Here is a 20126-nt window from a genome sequence, read left to right on the forward strand (position 1 = left end):
GTGCTGCGGGATCAGACCCGGCGGACCTTGTAGGAGCCGGTCCAGATCTTGACCTTCTCGACGCTCTTGCCCGGACGGGGGGAGTGCCAGATCTTGCCGTCACCGGCGTAGATGCCGATGTGGTAGACGCCCGACCCGTTGTAGAAGCCGATCAGGTCACCCTTGCGCTTGTCGCCCTTGGAGACCTTCTTGCCCTTCTTCATCTGGGCACCGGCGACGCGCGGCATGCTCTTCTTGACGGACTTCTTCACGGCGTACTTGACGAGGCCGGAGCAGTCGAAGCCGGACGGGCTCGAGCCGCCCCAGCGGTACGGGGTGCCCTTCTGCTTCGCTGCGGCGTTCATGATCTTCTTGCCGCGGATGATCGCGCGCTTGCGCTTGATCGCCTTCTTGCGCGCGATGACGTACTTCTTGCGCTTGAGCGCCTTCTTCTTCTTGAGGATGCGCTGCTTGCGGAGCTCGGCCGCGGTGGGCGAGCTGGTGGAGGAGGCGACCGCGGAGGTCGCGGCGGCGGAGGTGGTCACCGGGGCCGCCTGGGCGGCGGGAGCGGCGATGGACAGGACGGACGCGGCCATGGTGGCAGCGAGCACTCGTGCGACGTGTCGCATATGGGGGATCTCCTTCAACGCCTTCGAGGAGAGACCTGTCGGGCTGGCAGTGAAGGTGTGCCCCACCGTGCGGTGGTGAGCCCCAAGTCGCGCGCTGGGCGCGACGCCGTGCTGGTTTCCCCGGCTCGCCGATTGAGATGCGTTGACTGGTCCCGTGAGCCTCGGCGAGTTCAGCGCGCTCACGACCTGGCCCGTTGGGGCCTCAGGGAGACTAGGCAGGCTTCTGGGCCGAACCCCAACCGGAGGGTTTCGGACGGAACGCGGAGTTACTCGACGTCCGACCTGCCGTTCGAGGGAAAAATGCGAGAGACGAAAATTGGCCGACGTGACGCATCTCACGCTGGCCTCGCCTCGCTAGGCTCACCAGTCACACCGAACGAAGGACGCAGACATGGTGACCCTGGCTCCGGCCGCCGCCGGCAATTGGCGCGACATCACCCGAGTGAAGGCCGCGGAGACCCAGCGCGAGTGGGTCGCCGACGCCGCGTACTACCTGTGCCTCTCGGCGTATGACGGGCTCTGGCGCTCGTACGCGGTCCAGGACGACGACGGCGCCGTGGTCGGCCACGTGATGTGGGCCGTGGACACCGACGACGGCAGTCACTGGATCGGCGGCCTCGTCATTGACGCCGAGCGCCAGGGGCAGGGTCTCGGTCGCGCCACCGTGCGGACGCTGCTCGACCTGTGGGAGCGCGAGGAGCCGTCGCTGTCGCGCACGGCGTACCGCGAAGCCGCGCTCTCGGTCGCTCCGGAGAACGAGGGCGCGCTGGGGCTCTACCGCTCGCTCGGCTTCGTCGAGACCGGGGAGCAGGAGGACGACGAGGTCGTGCTGCGGCGTCCGCGTTCCTGAGGCCTGTTCCCGGGCGCGCGGCGGGCGTACCGTGAGAGCGTGTCCGCGTCGCTGGCAGAGCGCGTGATCCGCAGGGTGGGCGAGAGCCCGGTGGCGGAGGCGATCGGGAACGCCCAGCAGCGGGTCTACGGGCCGTTGCTCGACTGGGCACGACGCAGTCCGCTCCACACCGACGCGTTCGGGCACTCGGTGCACCCGCCGCTGACCGACGTCACCCTCGGCTGCTGGCTCAGCGCCACGATCCTCGACGTCGTCGGGGGCGAGAGCGCACGTCGCAGCGCCACGGTGCTCACCGCTGCGGGCCTGGCGGCCTCGGTGCCGACCGCCCTCGCGGGCGCGGGGGACTGGACCGAGCTGGCCGGGCCGGAGCGCCGCATCGGCGCGGCGCACTCGGCCGCCACCGACGTGGCCACCTTCCTCTTCCTCGGCTCGCTGGTCGCGCGACTGCGCGGGAACGACGGGGCCGGGGCGCGGTTCGCGCTCGCGGGGAACCTCGTGGCGGCGGGGGCCGGCTTCCTCGGCGGTCACCTCGCGCTCAGCCGAGGCACCGCCGACCGCGGCGCCTAGGACGGCGCCGGCCTCTCGCGCCGGTGATGAGTTCCGGCGCTCCCCGCCGTCATACCTGTGACAGGACATGACGAGACGGAAGAGGATGACCATGAGTGTGGACACGCGAGTGGGGGAGCGGAGCGACATGACCGAGGTCGACGAGCCGACGTTCTCCGCGATGGTCGAACGGCACCGGCGAGAGCTGCACGTGCACTGCTACCGGATGCTCGGCTCGTTCGAGGACGCCGAGGACGCCGTGCAGGAGACGTTCCTGCGGGCGTGGCGACGGCGTGAGACCTACGAGGGGCGCTCCACGTTCCGCGCGTGGCTGTACCGGATCGCGACGAACGCGGCGCTCGACCTGATCGCGAAGCGGCGCCCCGAGCCCGCGACCGGTGGTGAGGTGCTGTGGCTGCAGCCGTACCCGGACCGGCTGCTCGACGAGCTGCGCGCGGACGAGTCCGAGGAGCCCGAGACGGCCGCGGTCGCCCGCGAGACGATCGAGCTCGCGTACATCGTCGCGCTCCAGCACCTGGCGCCGCGCCCGCGAGCCGCGCTGGTCCTGCGCGACGTGATCGGCTGGCCGGCGAAGGACGTCGCCGAGCTGCTGGGCGACTCGGTGAACTCCGTGAACAGCGCGCTCCAGCGGGCTCGCGCGGGGATGCGCGAGCACCTCCCCGCCGAGCGGCAGGACTGGACCGGCGGCGCCGACGACACGCAGACACGCGAGGTCGTGCGCCGCTACAGCGAGGCCTGCCTCGCCACCGACATCGACGCGATCGCCGAGATGCTGCGCGAGGACGTGCGGTGCTCCATGCCGCCGACGCCCGGTGTGCAGATCGGTCGCGACGCGGTCGTCGCCGACTGGACCGCGGGCGGGTTCCCGGAGATGCGAGGCCTGCGGATCGTGCCGACCTCGGTCAACCGGCAGCCCGCCATCGGCGCCTACCTCTGGCGCGAGGCCGACAAGGCGTACCTGCCGCTGACCGTCGACGTGCTGCGTGTCGAGGACGGGCAGATCGCCGAGATCGTCACCTTCCACGACGACCAGTTCCCGCGGCTGGGGCTGCCCGAGCGCCTGGAGGAGTCGTGAGCCGCGCGGCGCTGGCGCAGGCCGTGCGCCCGCGGCTGGGCCGGGTCGCCCTCACCGGGATCGTCGCGACGGTCGTGGCGGCGGCCGTCACCACGGCCGGCGGCGCGCTCGCGAAGGCGGCGGGCGTCGACTTCGAGATCCCCGACGGTGGCGAGTCCATCCCGGTCGCCGGGTTCACGTCGGTGACGACCATGCTCTCGCTGGCCGGAGTCGCGATGGCGCTCGGGCTGGCTCGCTGGAGCCCTCGGCCGGCGGCGTGGTTCGTGCGGGTCTCGGTGACGCTCACGGCGATCTCGCTGGTGCCGCCGCTGGTGGTGGGCGCGAGCGCTGCGACGGCGCTGGCGCTGATCGCGCTCCACCTCGTCGCGGCGGCCGTGATGATTCCCGCGCTGGCGAGGGCGCTGCGCTAGTCGAGGTGCACGGCCAGCCAGTCCGCGACGGACGGCAGGACGAGGTCGAGGCGCCGCAGCATGACGTCGTGGTCGAGCCCCGGCGCGACCTCGTACGGGATGCCGCGTGCGTCCAGATCGCTGCGGAGCTCGGCAGGGGAGAGGAACGACGCCACCAGGGCGTCCTCCTCTCCCCACCACGTGCGGAGGGGGCGGTCGAGGTCGGCCAGCGCGTTCCGCGGAAGCGCGGCGACGTCGTCCCAGAAGGCCTCGGCCGCCACGGGGTCGTAGGTCGCGAGGACCTCGGCCCAGGCATCGGGATCGTGCCGTGCCGCCTCGTTGCGGGCGCGCGCCCGGTCACCCATGCCGGCGAGGTCGGCGGTGAGAGGGAAGCCGCCGCACGCCACGGCGACCACGCGCGGGGTGCTCTGCGCCAGTCGCGCGGCCATGACCCCGTTCATCGAGTAGCCGAACGCGGTGTACGAGTCGACGTCCAGATGGTCGAGGACCTGCTCGATGTCGGCGACGAAGCCGCTCATCGCGTAGCCGCCGGGCCGCTCGCTGGGACCGAAGCCTCGCGGCGACACGATCACCACGCGGAAGCGGTCGGTCAGGGGAGAGAGGTCGACGGCGGTCCAGTCGACGTTGAGCCGCGGCACGACCACGGCGGGTCCCTCACCGGACGACGTCCACCAGATTCCCTCGGGCACGTGGCCAGACTAGGCCGAGGCGATGTCGTCCAGCGCCGCGAAGTCGGCAGCGTCGAACCCGCCCTCGTCGAGGACGTCGCTCAGCGAGATCGAGTCGAGTTCGGCGACGATCGCGTCGGCCACGCGTCGCTCCAGCGCGACGAGCACGCCCTGGATGCTGCTCCCGACGGGGCAGGCCGGGTTGGGACCGTGGATGCCGAGCACCGGGTCCTCGCCCTGCAGGGCGCTCCAGACCTGGGCCAGCGTGACCGCGGCGGGGTCGACGGCCAGCTCCCAGCCGCCGTGCGCGCCGGGCCGCGACGCCGTGAGACCGGCCTCGCGCAGGGGGCCGAGCACCTTGCGCACGTGGACGGGGTTCACCGCCGTGCTGCCGGCGAGCTCCTCGGAGCCGACGGGTGTGGTGCGACCCGCCGCAGCACCGGCGGCGAGGTACGTGAGGACGTGCACTGCCACCGCGAACTGGGTGTTGGTCGAACGGGCCACGACCCCATCTTGCCATATCGCCACCATGATGACTACAGTTGCGAACGAATCGCCATCATCGTGACTACAGATCAGGAATGCTCATGACCATCGCCGTCACCGGTGCCTCCGGCCAGCTCGGCCGCCTCGTCGCCGACCAGCTCCTCGCCACCGTCGATCCCTCCGAGGTCGTGCTGCTCACGCGCGACCCCTCCAAGCTCGCCACCTACGCCGAGCGCGGCGCGATCGTCCGCGAGGCCGACTTCGGCCAGCCCGACGCCCTCGTCGAGGCGCTCGCCGGCGTCGACCGGATGCTGCTGATCTCGACCGACATCGTGGGCGCCCGCCTCGACGGCCACCTGGCCGCGATCGACGCCGCCTCCCGTGCGGGTGTCAGCCACGTCGCCTACACGTCGATCCCGGAGCCGACGCCCGACAACCCGTCCGGTGTCGTGCCCGACCACGCCGCCACCGAGGACGCGCTGCGCGCCAGCGGCCTCGCGTGGACGATGCTGCGCAACAACCTCTACGCCGAGATGCAGGTCGACACGATCCGCCAGGCGGCCGCCAGCGGCCAGCTGTTCGTGAACACGGGCGACGGCGGCGCCGCCTACGTCACGCGCGCCGACTGTGCCGCGGTGGCCGCGGCCGTGCTGACTGGCGACGGCCACGAGGGCGAGGTCTACGACGTGACCGGTCCCGCCGCGATCACCGCGGACGACTTCGCCGCGCTCGCCGAGCAGCTCGCCGGCCGGCCGATCGAGGTGCTCAACGTCGACGACGAGGCCTACCGGGGCGGACTCGTCGCCGCAGGCGTCCCTGAGGAGTTCGCGCCGTTGCTCGTCTCCTTCGGCACGTCGATCCGCCTGGGCAAGCTGGCCCGGGTGACCGACGTCGTCGAGCGCGTCGGCGGCCGCACGCCCACGCCGTTGGCCGACCTCGTGGGCGCCCAGGGCTGAATCCCGCGGAGAGCGCGCGCATCCTGCGAAGATGGCCGGATGCGCGCGCTCGTCCTCGATTCCGCCCGGTCCCGTCCCGAGGTCCGCGACGTCCCCGAGCCCTCGGCGCCCGACGGCGGAGTCGTGGTGCGGGTCGTCGCGACCGGCCTGTGCCGCAGCGACTGGCACGCGTGGGCGGGGCACGACGACGGCGTCGCCTTCCCGCATGTGCCGGGCCACGAGCTGGCCGGGGAGATCGTCGAGCTCGGCCCCGACGTGCGCGACTGGCAGGTCGGCGACCGCGTCACCGTCCCGTTCGTCGCGGGCTGCGGCACGTGCGAGTGGTGCCTCGTAGGCGACGCGCAGGTGTGCCCCGACCAGGAGCAGCCCGGCTTCACCTATGGGGGCTCGTTCGCCGAGCGGGTGGTCGTCCACGCCGCCGACACGAACCTCGTGCGCATCCCCGACTCGGTCGACTTCGCCACCGCGGCAAGTCTGGGTTGCCGGTTCGCCACCGCGTACCGCGCACTCGTCGGCCGGTCCCGCGTCGCCGAGGGCGAGTGGGTCACCGTGGTCGGCGCCGGGGGAGTCGGCCTGAGCTCGGTCATGATCGCCCGCGCGCTCGGCGCCCGGGTCATCGCGGTCGACCGGAACTCCGAGGCGCTCGGCGTCGCGACCGACCTCGGTGCCGAGCACGTCCTCTTGGCCGACGGCCGCGACATTCCCTCCGCGGTCGCCGAGCTGACCGGAGGCGGCAGCCACGTCGCGGTCGACGCCGTCGGCAGCGAGCAGACCTGCGCCGATGCGATCCTCAGCCTGCGCCGACGTGGTCGACTCGCCCAGGTGGGACTCCTACCCGCCATCGAGGGGCACCCGCGCGTGCCGATGGAGCGCGTCATCGGCTGGGAGCTCGACCTCCTCGGCAGTCACGGCATGGCCGCCGCCGACTATCCGGGGATGATGGCGCTCATCGAGCAGGGCGCCCTCCAGCCCCAGCGACTCATCGAGCGCACCATCGGCCTCGAGGAGGCCGCCGAGCTGCTGCCGGTCTTCGACCGCGCGACGCTCGCCGGGATGACGATCATCGATCCGACGCGCTGAGGGCCCGCAGCCGCCCGTCGACCATGCGGTGGGCGCTGGTCAGGCGCGGCAGGATCCGCTGGTCGTGCGTCACCAGGATCGTCGCGGTGTGGTTCTCCTCGGTCAGCCGAAGCAGCAGGTCGACGATCTGGCCGCCGCGCTCCTGGTCCAGGGCGCTGGTCGGCTCGTCGACGATGAGGACCGACGGACGGTGCATCAGCGCGCGGGCGATGTTCACGCGCTGGCGCTGCCCGCCGGAGAGCTGGGCGGGCCGCTTGTCCCGGTCGCCCGCGAGGCCGACCGCGTCCAGCAGCTCGGCGGCGCGCTCGCGGGTGGCGTGTCGCTCGGCGCGTCGCTTCGGATCGGTCGTCAGCTCGTTCATCACGAGCAGCTGCTCGTACGCCGTCAGCGAGCCGAGCAGGTTCGACTGCTGGAAGACCAGGCCGATCTTCGTGCGCCGCAGCTCGGCCTTCTCGGTCAGGCTGAGGTCGGTGGTCTCGACGCCGTCGATGGTCACGGTGCCCCGGTCGGGGGTGATCAGGGTGGACGCGACGGCCAGCAGGCTGGACTTCCCGGAGCCGGAGGGACCGGTGACGCCGGCCGTGCTTCCGGCCTCGACGCGCAGGCTCGCGTCGTCGATCGCGGTCACGCGCGAGGCGCCGTCGGGGAAGGTCAGGGTGACGTGGGACAGGTCGATCATCGGTTGCTCCCCAGGGCGTTGAGGGGGTCGGTGCGGGTGATGGAGCGGGTGGCGAGTCCGGCGCCGGCGAGTCCGAGCGCGGTCATGATCAGGCCGGGCAGCAGGGTCGTCAGCGGGCTGAGGACGAAGGGCAACGCACTGCCGGCCACGGCGCCGAGCGCGGCGGTCACCGCGATGCCGGCGCTCACGCCGAGGAGCAGCACCACCGCCGCCTGCCCGAGGGCGTCTCGGGTGAGCATGCGGTTCGTCGCGCCGAGCGCCTTGAGCACGGCCACGTCGGGCTGACGCTGGATGCTCCACACGGTGAAGAACGCGCCGACGACCAGCGCCGAGATCCCGAACAGCATCCCCACCATGAGCAGCAGCGAGCCGATCTCGGACCGGAACGACCCGAGCGCGGTCAGCGAGGACAGCACGCCCTCGGAGGTGGTGCCGGCCACCGCGTCGGCTGCCGCGAAGTCGGTGTCCGACGCGGACACGGCCAGCACGGTGGCGAAGGGCGCGGGCTCGCCGGGTCGGGCGCCCACGTCCTGCCAATCGCTCAGGTCGAGTCGCACGACCGGCAGGTGGGAGTACCAGGTGATGTCCGGCTCGGTGGTGACGACGAACGACTTCGCGCCGATGCGCACGTGGTCGCCCTTCTCGACCTCGAGCTCCTGCGCGGTCTCGGTGCTCATCGTCACGTGACCGGGGGCGGGAGCCTGCACGGCCGACGCGCCCTGCGCGACGCCGAACGCGGTGACCGTCTCGTGCCGATCGCCCGCGGACACCCGTGTCGTGCTGATGCCCAACGGGTCGACGGCGGTGACGCCGTCGCGACGCTCCCACGCGTCGGCCTGGTCGCGCGTGATCGCGGAGTCGGCGTAGGACGGCGACTGCGCATCCTCCGCCGAGAACACGATGCGGTCGGCCTGGAGCGAGGTGATGGCCGAGACGTTCTGCTGGGCCAGTCCTCCGGTGAGGCCGGCCAGGAAGGTGACGAGAATCGTGATGAGCGTGACGACGGTGGCGATGAGGGCGAAGCGCCCCTTGGCCACTCTCAGATCGCGCCAGGCGACGAACATGGGCGGGTCCTCCGGGCTGGGTCGGGCACGGGTCCTGATGACCTCGTGCACTGTCTCCACGGTGTCTCGTTTCCGGGGCCGGGCCATCGTGCGCGGGAACGCTTTCCCGGACCCGAAGGATGGACGGGAACTCCACCTTTCGTACGACGCCCGCGAGAACCGCGACGCCTAGACTGGAGCCGTGATGTGGGCGTGAGATCGCACGACGGACGCCGGGGGATCGGCTCGATCTCGGCGTGGCTCTCGCTGTCCCTGCACCTGCTGGTGGGCGCCCTGCTCACGGTGCTGGTGCTGACCTCCGCCGACGGCACGCGAGCCGAGAGCATCGCGGTGATCGCCCTGGCGATCCTGTTCGCCGCCACCTACGTCGTGGGGGTGTGGCCCGACGGCGCGCTGCCCGAGTCCGGCCGGTGGGGCTGGTGGTGGGTCGGCGCCCTGACCGTCGAGTGGATCGTGCTGCTGGCGTGGAGCGTGGAGGCCACCTACCTGGCGTTCGCGCTGTTCTTCCTCTACCTGCGACTGCTCGGCACGGTGCGCGGCATCGTGGCGGTGGTGGTCGCCACGGTCGTCGCCGTCGGCGCGTTCGGGCTGCACCGCGGGTTCGACGTCGCGGGCATCATCGGCCCTGCCCTCGGCGCAGGCGTCGCCATCGTCATCGGACTGGGCTACGAGGCACTGAACCGCGAGGTGACCCGTCGGCAGCGTCTCATCGAGGAGTTGACACGCACCCGCGACCAGCTGGCGATCGCGGAGCACGCCGCCGGGGTGGTGGCCGAGCGGGAGCGGCTCGCGCGCGAGATCCACGACACCGTCTCGCAGTCGCTGTCGAGCGTCATCATGCTGCTGCACGCCGCCCAGCGAAGCGATCCCGGAACGCCGAAGGGGCGCGAGCGGCTCGAGCAGGCACGCGAGGCGGCCGCGGAGGCGCTGGCCGAGACCCGCGAGTTCATCCATGCCCTCGCGCCCCCGGCCCTGCGCGACGGCGGCATCGGCGACGCGCTGGAGCGGCTGGGGGAGCAGACCCGCGAGACGACCGGCCTGCGTGTCGAGGTCGACGTGCCCTCCGACGGGCGGGCCGTGCCGACGCCGGTGGAGACCGCGTTGCTGCGGATCGCCCAGGGCGCGATGGCCAACGTCATCCAGCACGCGCGGGCCGAGCGCGTCGACCTGACGCTCACGCGGCTCGACGACGAGATCATCCTCGACGTGGTCGACGACGGGGTGGGCTTCGACGCGGAGACCCTGACCAGGCGCGACGGAGCGTCCCGGTCGTTCGGGCTGGCCGCGATGCAGGAGCGCGCGGCCGACCTCGGCGGACGGGTGGTCGTGGAGTCCCAGCCCGGCCGGGGCACGAGCGTCGTGGCGAGCTTCGGGGTGAGCCCATGAGCGTGCGCGTCCTGATCGTCGACGACCATCCGCTCATGCGGACGGGCCTGTCCGCCCTGTTCGAGACCGATCCGCAGATCGAGGTCATCGGCGCGGTGGGAACCACCGCCGAGGCTCTCGTCGAGGCCCGGCGCGCGCGGCCCGACGTGGTGCTGATGGACCTGCAGTTCCAGCGCGTGTTCGAGGGCGCGGTCGCGACCCGCGAGATCCGCGCGCTGCCCGACCCACCCGCGGTGCTCGTGCTGACCAACTTCGACACCGACGCCGACATCATCGAGGCGATCGAGGCGGGTGCCGCGGGCTACCTGCTGAAGGACGCCGCGCCCGAGGAGATCACCGCCGCGATCCACGCCGCCGCCGCGGGCCAGACCGCGCTGTCGCCCTCGGTGGCGACGCGCCTGCTCGCCCGCATGCAGCAGCCCCACACGTCGCTGAGCGCGCGCGAGCTCGAGGTGCTGAGCCTCGTCGCCGCCGGCCACAGCAACACCGACATCGCCCAGCGGCTGCACCTGAGCGAGACCACCGTGAAGTCCCACCTCGCGCACATCTACCCGAAGCTCGGCGTCAGCTCGCGCACCGCCGCGGTGGCCGCCGCTCGAGAAGCGGGCATCATCGGCCGAGGTTGATGGCAGGCTCGTCCCCATGGCATCGAAGGCGGCGAGCATCTCCACGGCGACCGGAACCGACTGGACCGACTGGGACACGTGGCTCACCGCGCAGGGAGGGCTGACCGCGCCTCATGCCGAGATCGCGCGGCTCGCGCTGCAGCGGGTGCACGATCTCGGCATCACGACGCACGCCGGCAACGGCAAGCCGTTCAACGACGGCTGGTGGTCCCAGACCATCGCGATCGAGTACGGGCACCAGCACGGCCTGCGCGAGAAGGGCCAGCTGGCGGCGGGGGACCACGCCGTGACGGCCTCGAAGAAGGTGGTCGGGTCGCTCGACGAGCTGCTCGACCGGTGGCTCGCGGTCGTCTCGGGCCGCGAGGAGTTCGACGGCGTGGCCCTCGCGGCCGAACCGCGGGTGAGGTCCACCGAGAAGTGGCGCTACTGGCGCGCCAAACTCGCCGACGGATCGTCGGTGAACGTCGACATCTCCGCGGACCGGGTGGCCGTCCAGCACGCAGCCCTCGGCTCCGCCGAGGATCGCGAGCGGTGGCGGCCGTTCTGGAAGAAGCTGCTCGGCGAGCTCTGACGCTCAGTCGTCGAAGTACTCGGACATGAACGCGCTGACCCACGCCGGCTGACGCGCGTCGGTCGGCACGAACTCGACCATCGTCGGCTTGAGGTCGATCACGGGCGTGCCGTCCACGGCGTCCAGGCCGACCACGGTGAGCTCGCGTCCGTCGACCGCATCGATGCGGCAGCAGGTCACGCCGATCCGGTTCGGCCGTCGTGGCCCGCGCCCCGCGAAGATCCCCATGGTCGGGAGGTCGGCGCGCCCGCGGTACGGCTGCGGCTCACCGGGCTCGCTGGGCTCGTCGAACTGGTCGAACACGAACAGCACCTCCACGTGGGAGAAGCTCTCGAGTCCTTGGAGGCAGGCCTCCCCGAACCGCTCGTCGACGGTGATCGTGCTGTGGACCGCGCCCCACTGATCGGAGTGCTGCACGTCCGTCCGGTGGTTCCGGACGACACCGATCGGTCGGATCTCGAAGGTGCGCATGTCTCGTTCTAGCGCACCTCGGCGCTCACCTGCGGTGCGCGCTTCCGGCCTGCCACCATCGACGGATGCACGCAACAGGTCCGACACTCCCTTCGTGGGGCGCGAGAGCAGCCATGGTCGTCGCGGCGCTCTCGGGCTTCGTCCTCGCCGTCTGGATGATCCTCTGTGCCGTCGCCTACGCGTCGAGCGACCGGCAGGTCCTCGGGGGCGTGGTCTTCGAGTCGGAGGTCAACGCCGCGTTCGTGCTGGTGACCGCCCTCGGATCAGGACTTGGTCTCTTGGCGGCTCTGCTCGGTCTGTCCGGGCTGCGGGTCGGACGGCTGGGGCGTACGCGGTGGGTGTGGGCGGTGACGTCGCTGGCGTCCCTCGCGTGGGCCTTCGCATCGGTCGTGGACGGTGGAGCGACCTTCTTGACCGTCTACCTGCTGTTGGCCACCGGCCTGGCGGCAGGCGTCGTCGCGCTCGCGCCGACATCTTGGTACCAAGATGTCGCCCCAGCGAACGAGAGGTAGAAAGACTCGTCCCCCGGGCCCCGTCCGGCGCGCGGACCGTGCGCGGAGCCGAACGTCGCCCACTGATAAAGTCGCCCCGAACCATCCTTTAACCACCGTCCCGTGAGGCGGAGAAGGAGGTCGGCTTTGAGCACCGTCATGGATGCCACCGACATCTCGCGTGCGCTGACACGCATCACCCACGAGATCCTCGAGCGGAATCGCGACGCCGAAGGCGTGGTGATCCTCGGGATTCCCACCCGCGGGGTCGAGCTCGCCGAGCGGATCGCCGCGAAGATGGCCGAGGTCGAGGGAACCACCATCAAGCCGGGCGCGCTCGACGTCACGATGTACCGCGACGACCTGCGCCTGAAGGCACCTCGCGCGCTCGAGCACACCAACGTCCCCGAGGACATCGACGGGCGCGTCGTCGTCCTGGTCGACGACGTGCTCATGAGTGGCCGCACGATCCGGGCCGCGCTCGACGCGCTCAGCGACCTCGGTCGCCCGAAGGCCGTGCAGCTGGCCGTCCTGGTCGACCGCGGCCACCGCGAGCTGCCGATCCGCGCCGACTTCGTCGGCAAGAACCTCCCGACCTCCAAGACCGAGAAGGTCCGCGTCCGCCTCGGCGACACGGACGGCACCGACGACTCGGTCACGATCGAGGGGAGCGACGCGTGAAGCACCTCCTCAGCGCCGGCGACCTGACCCGCGACGAGGCGGTGCGCATCCTCGACACCGCCGAGGAGCTGCTCAGCGTCGCCCAGCGCCCCATCAAGAAGCTGCCCACCCTGCGCGGCCGCACGATCGTCAACCTCTTCTTCGAGGACTCCACCCGCACGCGCATCAGCTTCGAGGCCGCCGCGAAGCGTCTCTCGGCCGACGTCATCAACTTCAGCGCCAAGGGCTCGAGCGTCAGCAAGGGCGAGAGCCTGAAGGACACGGCGCTGACGCTGCAGGCCATGGGCGCCGACGCGGTGGTCATCCGCCATCACGCGTCCGGCGCCCCGCACCGCCTCGCCACCTCCGAGTGGACGCGCGGCGCGGTCGTCAACGCCGGCGACGGCACCCACGAGCACCCCACGCAGGCCCTCCTCGACGCCTTCACGATGCGCAGCCGCCTCGGTGACCTGGCCGGCAAGAACGTCACGATCGTCGGCGACGTCCTGCACAGCCGCGTCGCCCGCTCGAACGCGCTGCTGCTCGACACGCTCGGCGCCAACGTCACGCTGGTGGCCCCGCCCACGCTGCTTCCGGTCGGCGTCGAGACCTGGCCGGTCGAGACCTCCTACGACCTCGACGCGAGCCTGGAGAAGGCCGACGCCGTCATGATGCTGCGCGTCCAGCGCGAGCGGATGAACGCCTCGTTCTTCCCCAGCGCCCGCGAGTACAGCCGTCGCTACGGGCTCGACGTCGCCCGCATGAACCGGCTGCCCGACCACGCGATCGTCCTGCACCCCGGACCCATGAACCGGGGCATGGAGATCAACGCCGACGTCGCCGACAGCGACCGCTCCGTCATCGTCGAGCAGGTCACCAACGGCGTCGCCGTCCGCATGGCCGTCCTGTACCTGCTCCTCGGTGGAGCCACTGAAGGAGAGAACACATGAGCACGGTCATCAAGGGCGCCCGGATCCTGGGCGGCGAGGCCGCCGACATCCTCGTCGAGGACGGCGTCATCACCGCCATCGGCGCCGACCTCAGCGGCGAGGAGACGGTCGACGCGGCGGGCCTGATCGCCCTGCCGGGCCTCGTCGACCTGCACACCCATCTGCGCGAGCCCGGCCGCGAGGACGCCGAGACCGTCCGCACCGGCACCCAGGCCGCCGCCCGCGGCGGCTTCACGTGCGTGTTCGCGATGGCCAACACCGAGCCCGTCGCCGACACGGCCGGCGTCGTCGAGCAGGTCTGGCGCCTCGGCCGCGAGCACGGCTACGCCGACGTGCAGCCCATCGGCGCCGTCACCGTCGGCCTGGAGGGGGAGCGGCTCTCCGAGCTCGGCGCGATGGCCGACTCGGCCGCCCAGGTCCGCGTCTTCAGCGACGACGGCAAGTGCGTGAGCGACGCGGTCCTCATGCGTCGGGCGCTGGAGTACGTCAAGGCGTTCGACGGCGTCATCGCCCAGCACGCCCAGGAGCCGCGCCTCACCGAGGGCGCGCAGATGAACGAGGGCCCACTGTCGGGCGAGCTCGGCCTCACCGGATGGCCCGCGGTCGCCGAGGAGGCGATCATCGCCCGCGACGTCCTGCTCGCCGAGCACGTCGGCAGCCGCCTGCACGTGTGCCACCTGTCCACGCGCGGCTCGGTCGAGATCGTGCGCTGGGCCAAGAGCCGCGGCATCGACGTCACCGCCGAGGTCACGCCCCACCACCTGCTGCTCGACGACGAGCTGGTGCGCAGCTACGACCCGATCTTCAAGGTCAACCCGCCGCTGCGCAGCAAGGACGACGTCCTCGCCGTCCGCGAGGGTCTGGCCGACGGCACGATCGACATCGTCGCCACCGATCACGCCCCGCACCCCATGGAGGACAAGGAGTGCGAGTGGGGCGCCGCCGCCTTCGGGATGATCGGTCTCGAGACCGCCCTGTCGATCGTCCAGCAGACGATGGTCGACACCGGCGCCCTCAGCTGGGAGCGCGTCGCCGAGGTCATGAGCGCCACCCCGGCGCGCATCGGGCGTGTCGCACATCACGGCCGCCCGCTGGCGGTCGGCGAACCGGCCCACGTGGTGCTCTACGACCCGGCGGCCACGCGTACGATCGAACCCGCCGACACGGCCAGCCTGTCGCGCAACACCCCCTATGCCGGACGGGAGCTGCCGGGCCGCGTGGTCGCGACGTTCCTCGCCGGGAAGGCCACCGTCCTGGACGGACATCTCGTGGAAGGAATCGGTCAGTGACGCATCCCCCCGCCATCCTGGTCCTCGAGGACGGTCGCACGTTCCGCGGCCGCTCCTACGGCGCCACCGGCACCACCGTGGCCGAGATCGTCTTCAACACCGGCATGACCGGCTACCAGGAGACGCTCACCGACCCCTCGTACCGCGGCCAGATCGTCGTGATGACGGCCCCGCACGTCGGCAACACCGGCGCGAACGCCGAGGACTTCGAGTCCCGGCAGGTGTGGGTCGACGGATACGTCGTGCGCGACCCCGCCCGCCAGCGCTCGAACTGGCGCGCCGACCGCAGCCTCGACGACCTGCTCACCGACAGCGGCGTCGTCGGCATCAGCGGCATCGACACCCGCGCCCTCACGCGTCACCTGCGCGAGCGCGGCTCGATGCGGGCCGGCATCAGCACCGAGCTCGACGCCGAGGAGCTGCTGGCGCAGGTCACGGCCGCTCCCGAGATGACCGGGTCGAACTACCTCGCCGACGTCACCGTCCCCGAGGCGCACGTCGTGCCGGCCGAGGGCGACAAGAAGTACACGGTCGTCGCGCTCGACCTCGGCATCAAGGGCATGACCCCCAGGCTGATGGCGCAGCGCGGCATCGAGGTGCACGTGCTGCCCGCGACCTCCACGCTCGACGAGGTGCTCGAGCTGAACCCCGACGGCGTGTTCATGTCGAACGGCCCCGGCGACCCCGCCACCGCCGACCACCAGGTCGAGCTCGTGCAGGGCGTCCTCGAGCGCGGCACACCCTACTTCGGCATCTGCCTGGGCAACCAGATCTTCGGCCGTGCGCTCGGCCGTGGGACCTACAAGCTCAAGTACGGCCACCGCGGCGTCAACCAGCCCGTGCAGGACCGCACCACCGGCAAGGTCGAGATCACGGCGCACAACCACGGCTTCGCCGTCGACGCGCCCCTCGACGAGGACTTCGAGACGCCCTACGGCCCGGCCCGGGTCACCCACGTGTGCCTGAACGACGACGTCGTCGAGGGCATCGCCCTGCTGGACCGCCCGGGGTTCAGCGTCCAGTACCACCCCGAGGCCGCCGCGGGTCCGCACGACGCCGGCTACCTCTTCGACCGCTTCACCGACCTCATGGAGGCAGCCCGTGCCGAAGCGCACTGACATCGAGTCCGTCCTGGTCATCGGGTCCGGCCCGATCGTCATCGGCCAGGCGTGCGAGTTCGACTACTCGGGAACGCAGGCCTGCCGCGTGCTGCGCGAGGAGGGCATCCGCGTCGTCCTGGTGAACTCCAACCCGGCCACGATCATGACCGACCCGGAGTTCGCCGACGCGACCTACGTCGAGCCGATCACCCCCGAGTACGTCGAGAAGGTCATCGCCGCCGAGCGCCCCGACGCGCTGCTGGCCACCCTGGGCGGCCAGACCGCGCTCAACTGCGCCATGCAGCTGGACGCGGCGGGGATCCTGGAGAAGTACGGCGTCGAGCTGATCGGCGCGTCCATCGACGCGATCGAGAAGGGCGAGAACCGCGAGACCTTCAAGGCGATCGTCGAGGACCTGCCGAAGGAGTGGGGCGCCGAGGTGGCCCGCTCGGTCATCTGCCACACGATGGAGGAGTGCGAGGCCGGCGTCGAGACGCTCGGCGGCTACCCGGTCGTCGTGCGGCCCTCGTTCACGATGGGCGGCTCGGGCTCGGGCCTGGCGTACGACCACGACGACCTGCTCCGCATCGCCGGCTCCGGCCTGGCGCTGAGCCCCACCACCGAGGTCCTCCTGGAGGAGTCGATCCTCGGTTGGAAGGAGTACGAGCTCGAGGTCATGCGCGACACCGCCGACAACGTGGTGATCGTCTGCTCCATCGAGAACCTCGACCCGATGGGCGTCCACACCGGTGACTCGATCACCGTCGCCCCGGCGATGACGCTGACCGACGTCGAGTACCAGCGTCTGCGCGACATCTCGATCGGCGTCATCCGCGAGGTCGGCGTCGACACCGGCGGCTGCAACATCCAGTTCGCGGTCAACCCGGTCGACGGCCGCATCGTCGTCATCGAGATGAACCCGCGCGTCTCGCGCTCGTCGGCGCTGGCGTCGAAGGCCACCGGCTTCCCGATCGCCAAGATCGCCGCGAAGGTCGCCATCGGCTACACCCTCGACGAGATCCCGAACGACATCACGCAGGAGACTCCGGCGAGCTTCGAGCCCACGCTCGACTACGTCGTCGTCAAGGTCCCGCGGTTCGCGTTCGAGAAGTTCCCGGCCGCCGACGCCACGCTGACCACGCACATGAAGTCGGTCGGCGAGGCGATGGCCATCGGCCGCAACTTCACCGAGGCGCTGCAGAAGTCGCTGCGCTCGCTCGAGCGTCCCGATGCCGTGTTCTCGTGGGAGCGCGAATGGGTCGACCTCGACAAGGAGGCGCTCCTGAAGTCGGCGTCGGTGCCGCACGACGGCCGCCTGCGCGAGGTCATGGACGCGCTGCGTGCCGGGGCGACGCCCGAGGAGGTCTTCGAGGCCACCGCGATCGACCCGTGGTTCGTCGACCAGCTCGCGCTGCTCAACGAGGTCGCCGCCGAGCTCACTGCCGCCGAGCGCCTCACGCCCGAGCTGCTCCAGCACGCCAAGCGCCACGGCTTCTCCGACGCGCAGATCGGCCGGATCCGCGGCCTGTCCGAGGACGTCGTCCGCGGCGTCCGGCACGCGCTGGGCGTCCGTCCCGTCTACAAGACCGTGGACACGTGCGCCGCCGAGTTCTCGGCCAAGACCCCGTACCACTACTCGTCCTACGACGAGGAGACCGAGGTCGAGCCGCGCGAGCGCGAGGCCGTCATCATCCTGGGCTCGGGCCCGAACCGCATCGGCCAGGGCATCGAGTTCGACTACTCGTGCGTGCACGCGTCGCTCGCGCTGTCCGAGGCGGGCTACGAGACCGTCATGGTCAACTGCAACCCCGAGACCGTCTCCACCGACTACGACACCAGCGACCGGCTCTACTTCGAGCCGCTCACGCTGGAGGACGTGCTCGAGGTCGTGCACGCCGAGCAGCAGGCCGGACCCGTCGCGGGCGTCGTCGTGCAGCTCGGCGGCCAGACGCCGCTCGGTCTGGCCGCGGGCCTGAAGGCCGCCGGCGTCCCGATCGTCGGCACCCAGCCCGAGGCGATCGACCTCGCCGAGGAGCGTGGCGCCTTCGGCCGCGTGCTCACCGCCGCGGGTCTGCCGGCGCCGAAGCACGGCACCGCCACCACGTTCGAGGGAGCGAAGCAGATCGCCGACGAGATCGGCTACCCCGTGCTCGTGCGCCCCTCGTACGTGCTCGGCGGCCGCGGCATGGAGATCGTCTACGACGAGGAGTCGCTCTCGACCTACATCGAGAACGCCACCGAGATCTCGCCCGACCGGCCGGTGCTGGTCGACCGCTTCCTCGACGACGCGGTCGAGATCGACGTCGACGCGCTCTTCGACGGCGAGGAGCTGTTCCTCGGCGGCGTCATGGAGCACATCGAGGAGGCCGGCGTCCACTCCGGCGACTCGGCCTGCGCGCTGCCGCCGATCACCCTCGGCAGCCTCGAGATCGACAAGATCCGCGCCTCCACCGAGGCGATCGCCCGCGGCGTCGGCGTGCACGGACTGATCAACATCCAGTTCGCGCTGAGCTCCGACACGGTCTACGTGCTCGAGGCCAACCCGCGCGCGTCGCGCACCGTGCCGTTCGTCTCGAAGGCCACGGCCACGCCGCTGGCGAAGGCCGCCGCGCGCCTCATGCTCGGCGAGTCGATCGCCGACCTGCGCGCCGCCGGCGTCCTGCCCGCCGAGGGCGACGGGGGCCGGCTGCCGGCCACCGCGCCCATCGCGGTGAAGGAGGCGGTGATGCCGTTCAACCGGTTCCGCACCTACGACGGTCGATATGTCGACACGCTGCTCGGTCCCGAGATGCGCTCGACGGGCGAGGTCATGGGCATCGACGCGTCGTTCGGCTCGGCGTTCGCCAAGAGCCAGTCGGCCTCGGGTGCTCAGAACGGCCTGCCCACCTCGGGCACGGTCTTCGTCTCGGTGGCCAACCGCGACAAGCGCCACATGATCTTCCCGATCAAGCGCCTGGCCGACCTCGGCTTCGAGATCCTCGCCACGAGCGGCACCGCCGAGGTGCTGCAGCGCAACGGCGTGCAGGCCACGGTGCTGCGCAAGCTCCACGAGGAGGGCTCGCAGGGCAGCACCGTCGTGCAGAAGATCAACGACCGCGAGGTCCAGCTGATCGTCAACACCCCGCACGGCCTCTCCAGCGGCGCCAACGCGCGCGTCGACGGCTACGAGATCCGCACGGCCGCGGTGGCCGAGGGCATCCCGTGCCTCACCACCGTGCAGGCGCTCGCCGCCGCGGTGCAGGGCATCGAGGCCGAGATCGCCGGCAGCATCGGCGTGCGGCCGCTGCAGTCCTGGGCGGAGACGGTCGCGCGATGAGCTTCGGCAGCCGCGCCCACGTGGCGATGCAGGCGTACGGTCCGCTGTGCGTCGGCATCGACCCCCACGCCCACCTCCTGCAGGAGTGGGGGCTGGAGGACTCGGTCGACGGGCTCGACCGCTTCGCCGCCACGTGCGTCGAGGCGTTCGCCGGCAAGGTGGCGTTCGTGAAGCCGCAGTCGGCGTTCTTCGAGCGGTTCGGCGCGGCCGGCGTCGCGATCCTGGAGCGCACGCTCCAGGACCTGCGGCACACCGGCACGCTGACCATCCTCGACGTGAAGCGCGGCGACATCGGCTCCACCGCCGGCGCCTACGCCGACGCCTACCTCGACGACGACGCCCCGATGGCGGCCGACGCGATCACCGTGAGCCCGTACCTGGGCTTCGGCTCGCTGACGCCGTTCTTCGCCGCCGCGGAGAAGAACGACGCGGGCGTGTTCGTGCTCGCGTTCACCTCCAACCCGGAGGCGATCCGCTACCAGGCCGCCACGACGTCCTCCGGCATGTCGGTGGGCGACGAGGTCCTGGTCGAGCTGGGCCACGCCAACGAGGGCGCCGACCCGATGGGCTCCTTCGGCGCCGTCATCGGCGCCACCGTGGCGCACCTGGACACCCAGCGCCTCGAGTTCAACGGACCGATCCTGGTCCCGGGCTACGGCGCCCAGGGCGGCACGGTCGACGACCTGCGCCGCCTCTTCGGCACCGTCACCGACCAGATCGTCCCGAGCACCTCGCGCGACGTCCTGTCCAAGGGACCCGACGTCACCGCCCTGCGCGCCGCGGCCGCCGCCACCAACGACGCCCTGTCCCTGCTCTGACGCCA

The 20126-nt window shown here is 71.5% G+C and carries 22 protein-coding genes; 16 read left to right on the forward strand and 6 right to left on the reverse strand.

What is annotated here, in order from left to right:
* Positions 1 to 11 precede the first annotated feature (11 nt).
* Complete coding sequence (locus ACGWYL_RS13080) at positions 12 to 575, reverse strand: C40 family peptidase (protein WP_179424530.1); 564 nt, start codon at positions 573 to 575, stop codon at positions 12 to 14.
* A 424-nt stretch (positions 576 to 999) separates the two neighbouring features.
* Here ACGWYL_RS13080 and ACGWYL_RS13085 point away from each other — a divergent pair, with 424 nt between their 5' ends.
* From ACGWYL_RS13085 to ACGWYL_RS13100, 4 genes are all read left to right on the forward strand, one after another.
* A complete protein-coding gene (locus ACGWYL_RS13085) occupies positions 1000 to 1458 on the forward strand; it encodes a GNAT family N-acetyltransferase (RefSeq protein ID WP_395487392.1) in 459 nt (152 codons plus the stop codon).
* Between the two features lie 39 nt (positions 1459 to 1497).
* On the forward strand, positions 1498 to 2025 hold the full coding sequence (locus tag ACGWYL_RS13090; RefSeq protein ID WP_395487393.1) for a hypothetical protein: 528 nt from the start codon (positions 1498 to 1500) through the stop codon (positions 2023 to 2025).
* Positions 2026 to 2116: 91 nt separating this feature from the next.
* A complete protein-coding gene (locus ACGWYL_RS13095) occupies positions 2117 to 3100 on the forward strand; it encodes an RNA polymerase subunit sigma-70 (protein WP_395487394.1) in 984 nt (327 codons plus the stop codon).
* Entirely contained in the window at positions 3097 to 3510 is a 414-nt protein-coding gene (locus ACGWYL_RS13100) for a DUF6069 family protein (protein WP_395487395.1), read from the forward strand. The genes ACGWYL_RS13095 and ACGWYL_RS13100 overlap by 4 nt, the downstream gene beginning before the upstream one ends.
* Here the strand turns inward: ACGWYL_RS13100 and ACGWYL_RS13105 are convergent.
* Both ACGWYL_RS13105 and ACGWYL_RS13110 read right to left on the reverse strand, forming a co-directional pair.
* Entirely contained in the window at positions 3507 to 4199 is a 693-nt protein-coding gene (locus ACGWYL_RS13105) for an alpha/beta fold hydrolase (protein WP_395487396.1), read from the reverse strand. The genes ACGWYL_RS13100 and ACGWYL_RS13105 overlap by 4 nt on opposite strands.
* Positions 4200 to 4208: 9 nt before the next feature.
* Positions 4209 to 4682, reverse strand: a complete 474-nt coding sequence (locus ACGWYL_RS13110) for an Rrf2 family transcriptional regulator (RefSeq protein WP_395487397.1) — start codon at positions 4680 to 4682, stop codon at positions 4209 to 4211.
* Positions 4683 to 4765: 83 nt separating this feature from the next.
* On the opposite strand from ACGWYL_RS13110, the gene ACGWYL_RS13115 reads away from it, so the two are divergent.
* Complete coding sequence (locus tag ACGWYL_RS13115; protein WP_395487398.1) at positions 4766 to 5620, forward strand: SDR family oxidoreductase; 855 nt, start codon at positions 4766 to 4768, stop codon at positions 5618 to 5620.
* A 39-nt stretch (positions 5621 to 5659) separates the two neighbouring features.
* Positions 5660 to 6700 carry an alcohol dehydrogenase catalytic domain-containing protein gene (locus tag ACGWYL_RS13120; RefSeq protein ID WP_395487399.1) on the forward strand — a complete coding sequence of 347 codons (1041 nt, stop codon included), beginning with the start codon at positions 5660 to 5662 and terminating at the stop codon, positions 6698 to 6700.
* On the opposite strand, the gene ACGWYL_RS13125 is transcribed toward ACGWYL_RS13120, so the two are convergent.
* Together ACGWYL_RS13125 and ACGWYL_RS13130 are read right to left on the reverse strand one after the other, a co-directional pair.
* The gene (locus ACGWYL_RS13125) at positions 6681 to 7379 is read right to left on the reverse strand and encodes an ABC transporter ATP-binding protein (protein WP_179424522.1); all 699 of its coding nucleotides are present in this window, start codon (positions 7377 to 7379) and stop codon (positions 6681 to 6683) included. The two genes, ACGWYL_RS13120 and ACGWYL_RS13125, sit on opposite strands and share 20 nt — an antisense overlap.
* Complete coding sequence (locus ACGWYL_RS13130; protein ID WP_395487400.1) at positions 7376 to 8443, reverse strand: FtsX-like permease family protein; 1068 nt, start codon at positions 8441 to 8443, stop codon at positions 7376 to 7378. Before ACGWYL_RS13130 ends, ACGWYL_RS13125 begins: the two co-directional genes overlap by 4 nt.
* 192 nt (positions 8444 to 8635) lie before the next feature.
* On the opposite strand from ACGWYL_RS13130, the gene ACGWYL_RS13135 reads away from it, so the two are divergent.
* From ACGWYL_RS13135 to ACGWYL_RS13145, 3 genes are read left to right on the forward strand one after another with little or no spacing between them, the layout of a single operon-like run.
* Positions 8636 to 9829: a histidine kinase gene (locus ACGWYL_RS13135; protein ID WP_395487401.1), complete on the forward strand. Its 1194-nt coding sequence runs from the start codon at positions 8636 to 8638 to the stop codon at positions 9827 to 9829.
* Positions 9826 to 10455: a response regulator gene (locus ACGWYL_RS13140; protein WP_395487402.1), complete on the forward strand. Its 630-nt coding sequence runs from the start codon at positions 9826 to 9828 to the stop codon at positions 10453 to 10455. The genes ACGWYL_RS13135 and ACGWYL_RS13140 overlap by 4 nt, the downstream gene beginning before the upstream one ends.
* Positions 10456 to 10471: 16 nt before the next feature.
* Positions 10472 to 11026: a hypothetical protein gene (locus ACGWYL_RS13145; RefSeq protein WP_395487403.1), complete on the forward strand. Its 555-nt coding sequence runs from the start codon at positions 10472 to 10474 to the stop codon at positions 11024 to 11026.
* A gap of 3 nt (positions 11027 to 11029) precedes the next feature.
* On the opposite strand, the gene ACGWYL_RS13150 is transcribed toward ACGWYL_RS13145, so the two are convergent.
* Positions 11030 to 11497, reverse strand: coding sequence for an SAM-dependent methyltransferase (locus ACGWYL_RS13150; RefSeq protein ID WP_179424517.1), 468 nt, complete (start codon positions 11495 to 11497; stop codon positions 11030 to 11032).
* A 113-nt stretch (positions 11498 to 11610) separates the two neighbouring features.
* On the opposite strand from ACGWYL_RS13150, the gene ACGWYL_RS13155 reads away from it, so the two are divergent.
* The 7 genes from ACGWYL_RS13155 (at position 11611) to pyrF (ending at position 20121) form a co-directional block, all read left to right on the forward strand.
* The gene (locus ACGWYL_RS13155) at positions 11611 to 12009 is read left to right on the forward strand and encodes a hypothetical protein (protein WP_395487404.1); all 399 of its coding nucleotides are present in this window, start codon (positions 11611 to 11613) and stop codon (positions 12007 to 12009) included.
* Positions 12010 to 12135: 126 nt separating this feature from the next.
* Positions 12136 to 12669: a bifunctional pyr operon transcriptional regulator/uracil phosphoribosyltransferase PyrR gene (gene pyrR / locus ACGWYL_RS13160; protein ID WP_395487405.1), complete on the forward strand. Its 534-nt coding sequence runs from the start codon at positions 12136 to 12138 to the stop codon at positions 12667 to 12669.
* Positions 12666 to 13598, forward strand: coding sequence for an aspartate carbamoyltransferase catalytic subunit (locus tag ACGWYL_RS13165; RefSeq protein WP_395487406.1), 933 nt, complete (start codon positions 12666 to 12668; stop codon positions 13596 to 13598). The genes pyrR and ACGWYL_RS13165 overlap by 4 nt, the downstream gene beginning before the upstream one ends.
* Entirely contained in the window at positions 13595 to 14887 is a 1293-nt protein-coding gene (locus tag ACGWYL_RS13170; RefSeq protein ID WP_395487407.1) for a dihydroorotase, read from the forward strand. The genes ACGWYL_RS13165 and ACGWYL_RS13170 overlap by 4 nt, the downstream gene beginning before the upstream one ends.
* Positions 14884 to 16005 carry a glutamine-hydrolyzing carbamoyl-phosphate synthase small subunit gene (gene carA, locus ACGWYL_RS13175; protein ID WP_179424513.1) on the forward strand — a complete coding sequence of 374 codons (1122 nt, stop codon included), beginning with the start codon at positions 14884 to 14886 and terminating at the stop codon, positions 16003 to 16005. Before ACGWYL_RS13170 ends, carA begins: the two co-directional genes overlap by 4 nt.
* Entirely contained in the window at positions 15989 to 19303 is a 3315-nt protein-coding gene (carB, locus tag ACGWYL_RS13180; RefSeq protein ID WP_179424512.1) for a carbamoyl-phosphate synthase large subunit, read from the forward strand. Before carA ends, carB begins: the two co-directional genes overlap by 17 nt.
* Positions 19300 to 20121, forward strand: a complete 822-nt coding sequence (gene pyrF / locus ACGWYL_RS13185; RefSeq protein WP_395487408.1) for an orotidine-5'-phosphate decarboxylase — start codon at positions 19300 to 19302, stop codon at positions 20119 to 20121. The genes carB and pyrF overlap by 4 nt, the downstream gene beginning before the upstream one ends.
* Positions 20122 to 20126: the final 5 nt, after the last annotated feature.

Source organism: Aeromicrobium sp. JJY06, assembly GCF_044069275.1.
Taxonomy (GTDB): Bacteria; Actinomycetota; Actinomycetes; order Propionibacteriales; family Nocardioidaceae; genus Aeromicrobium; species Aeromicrobium tamlense.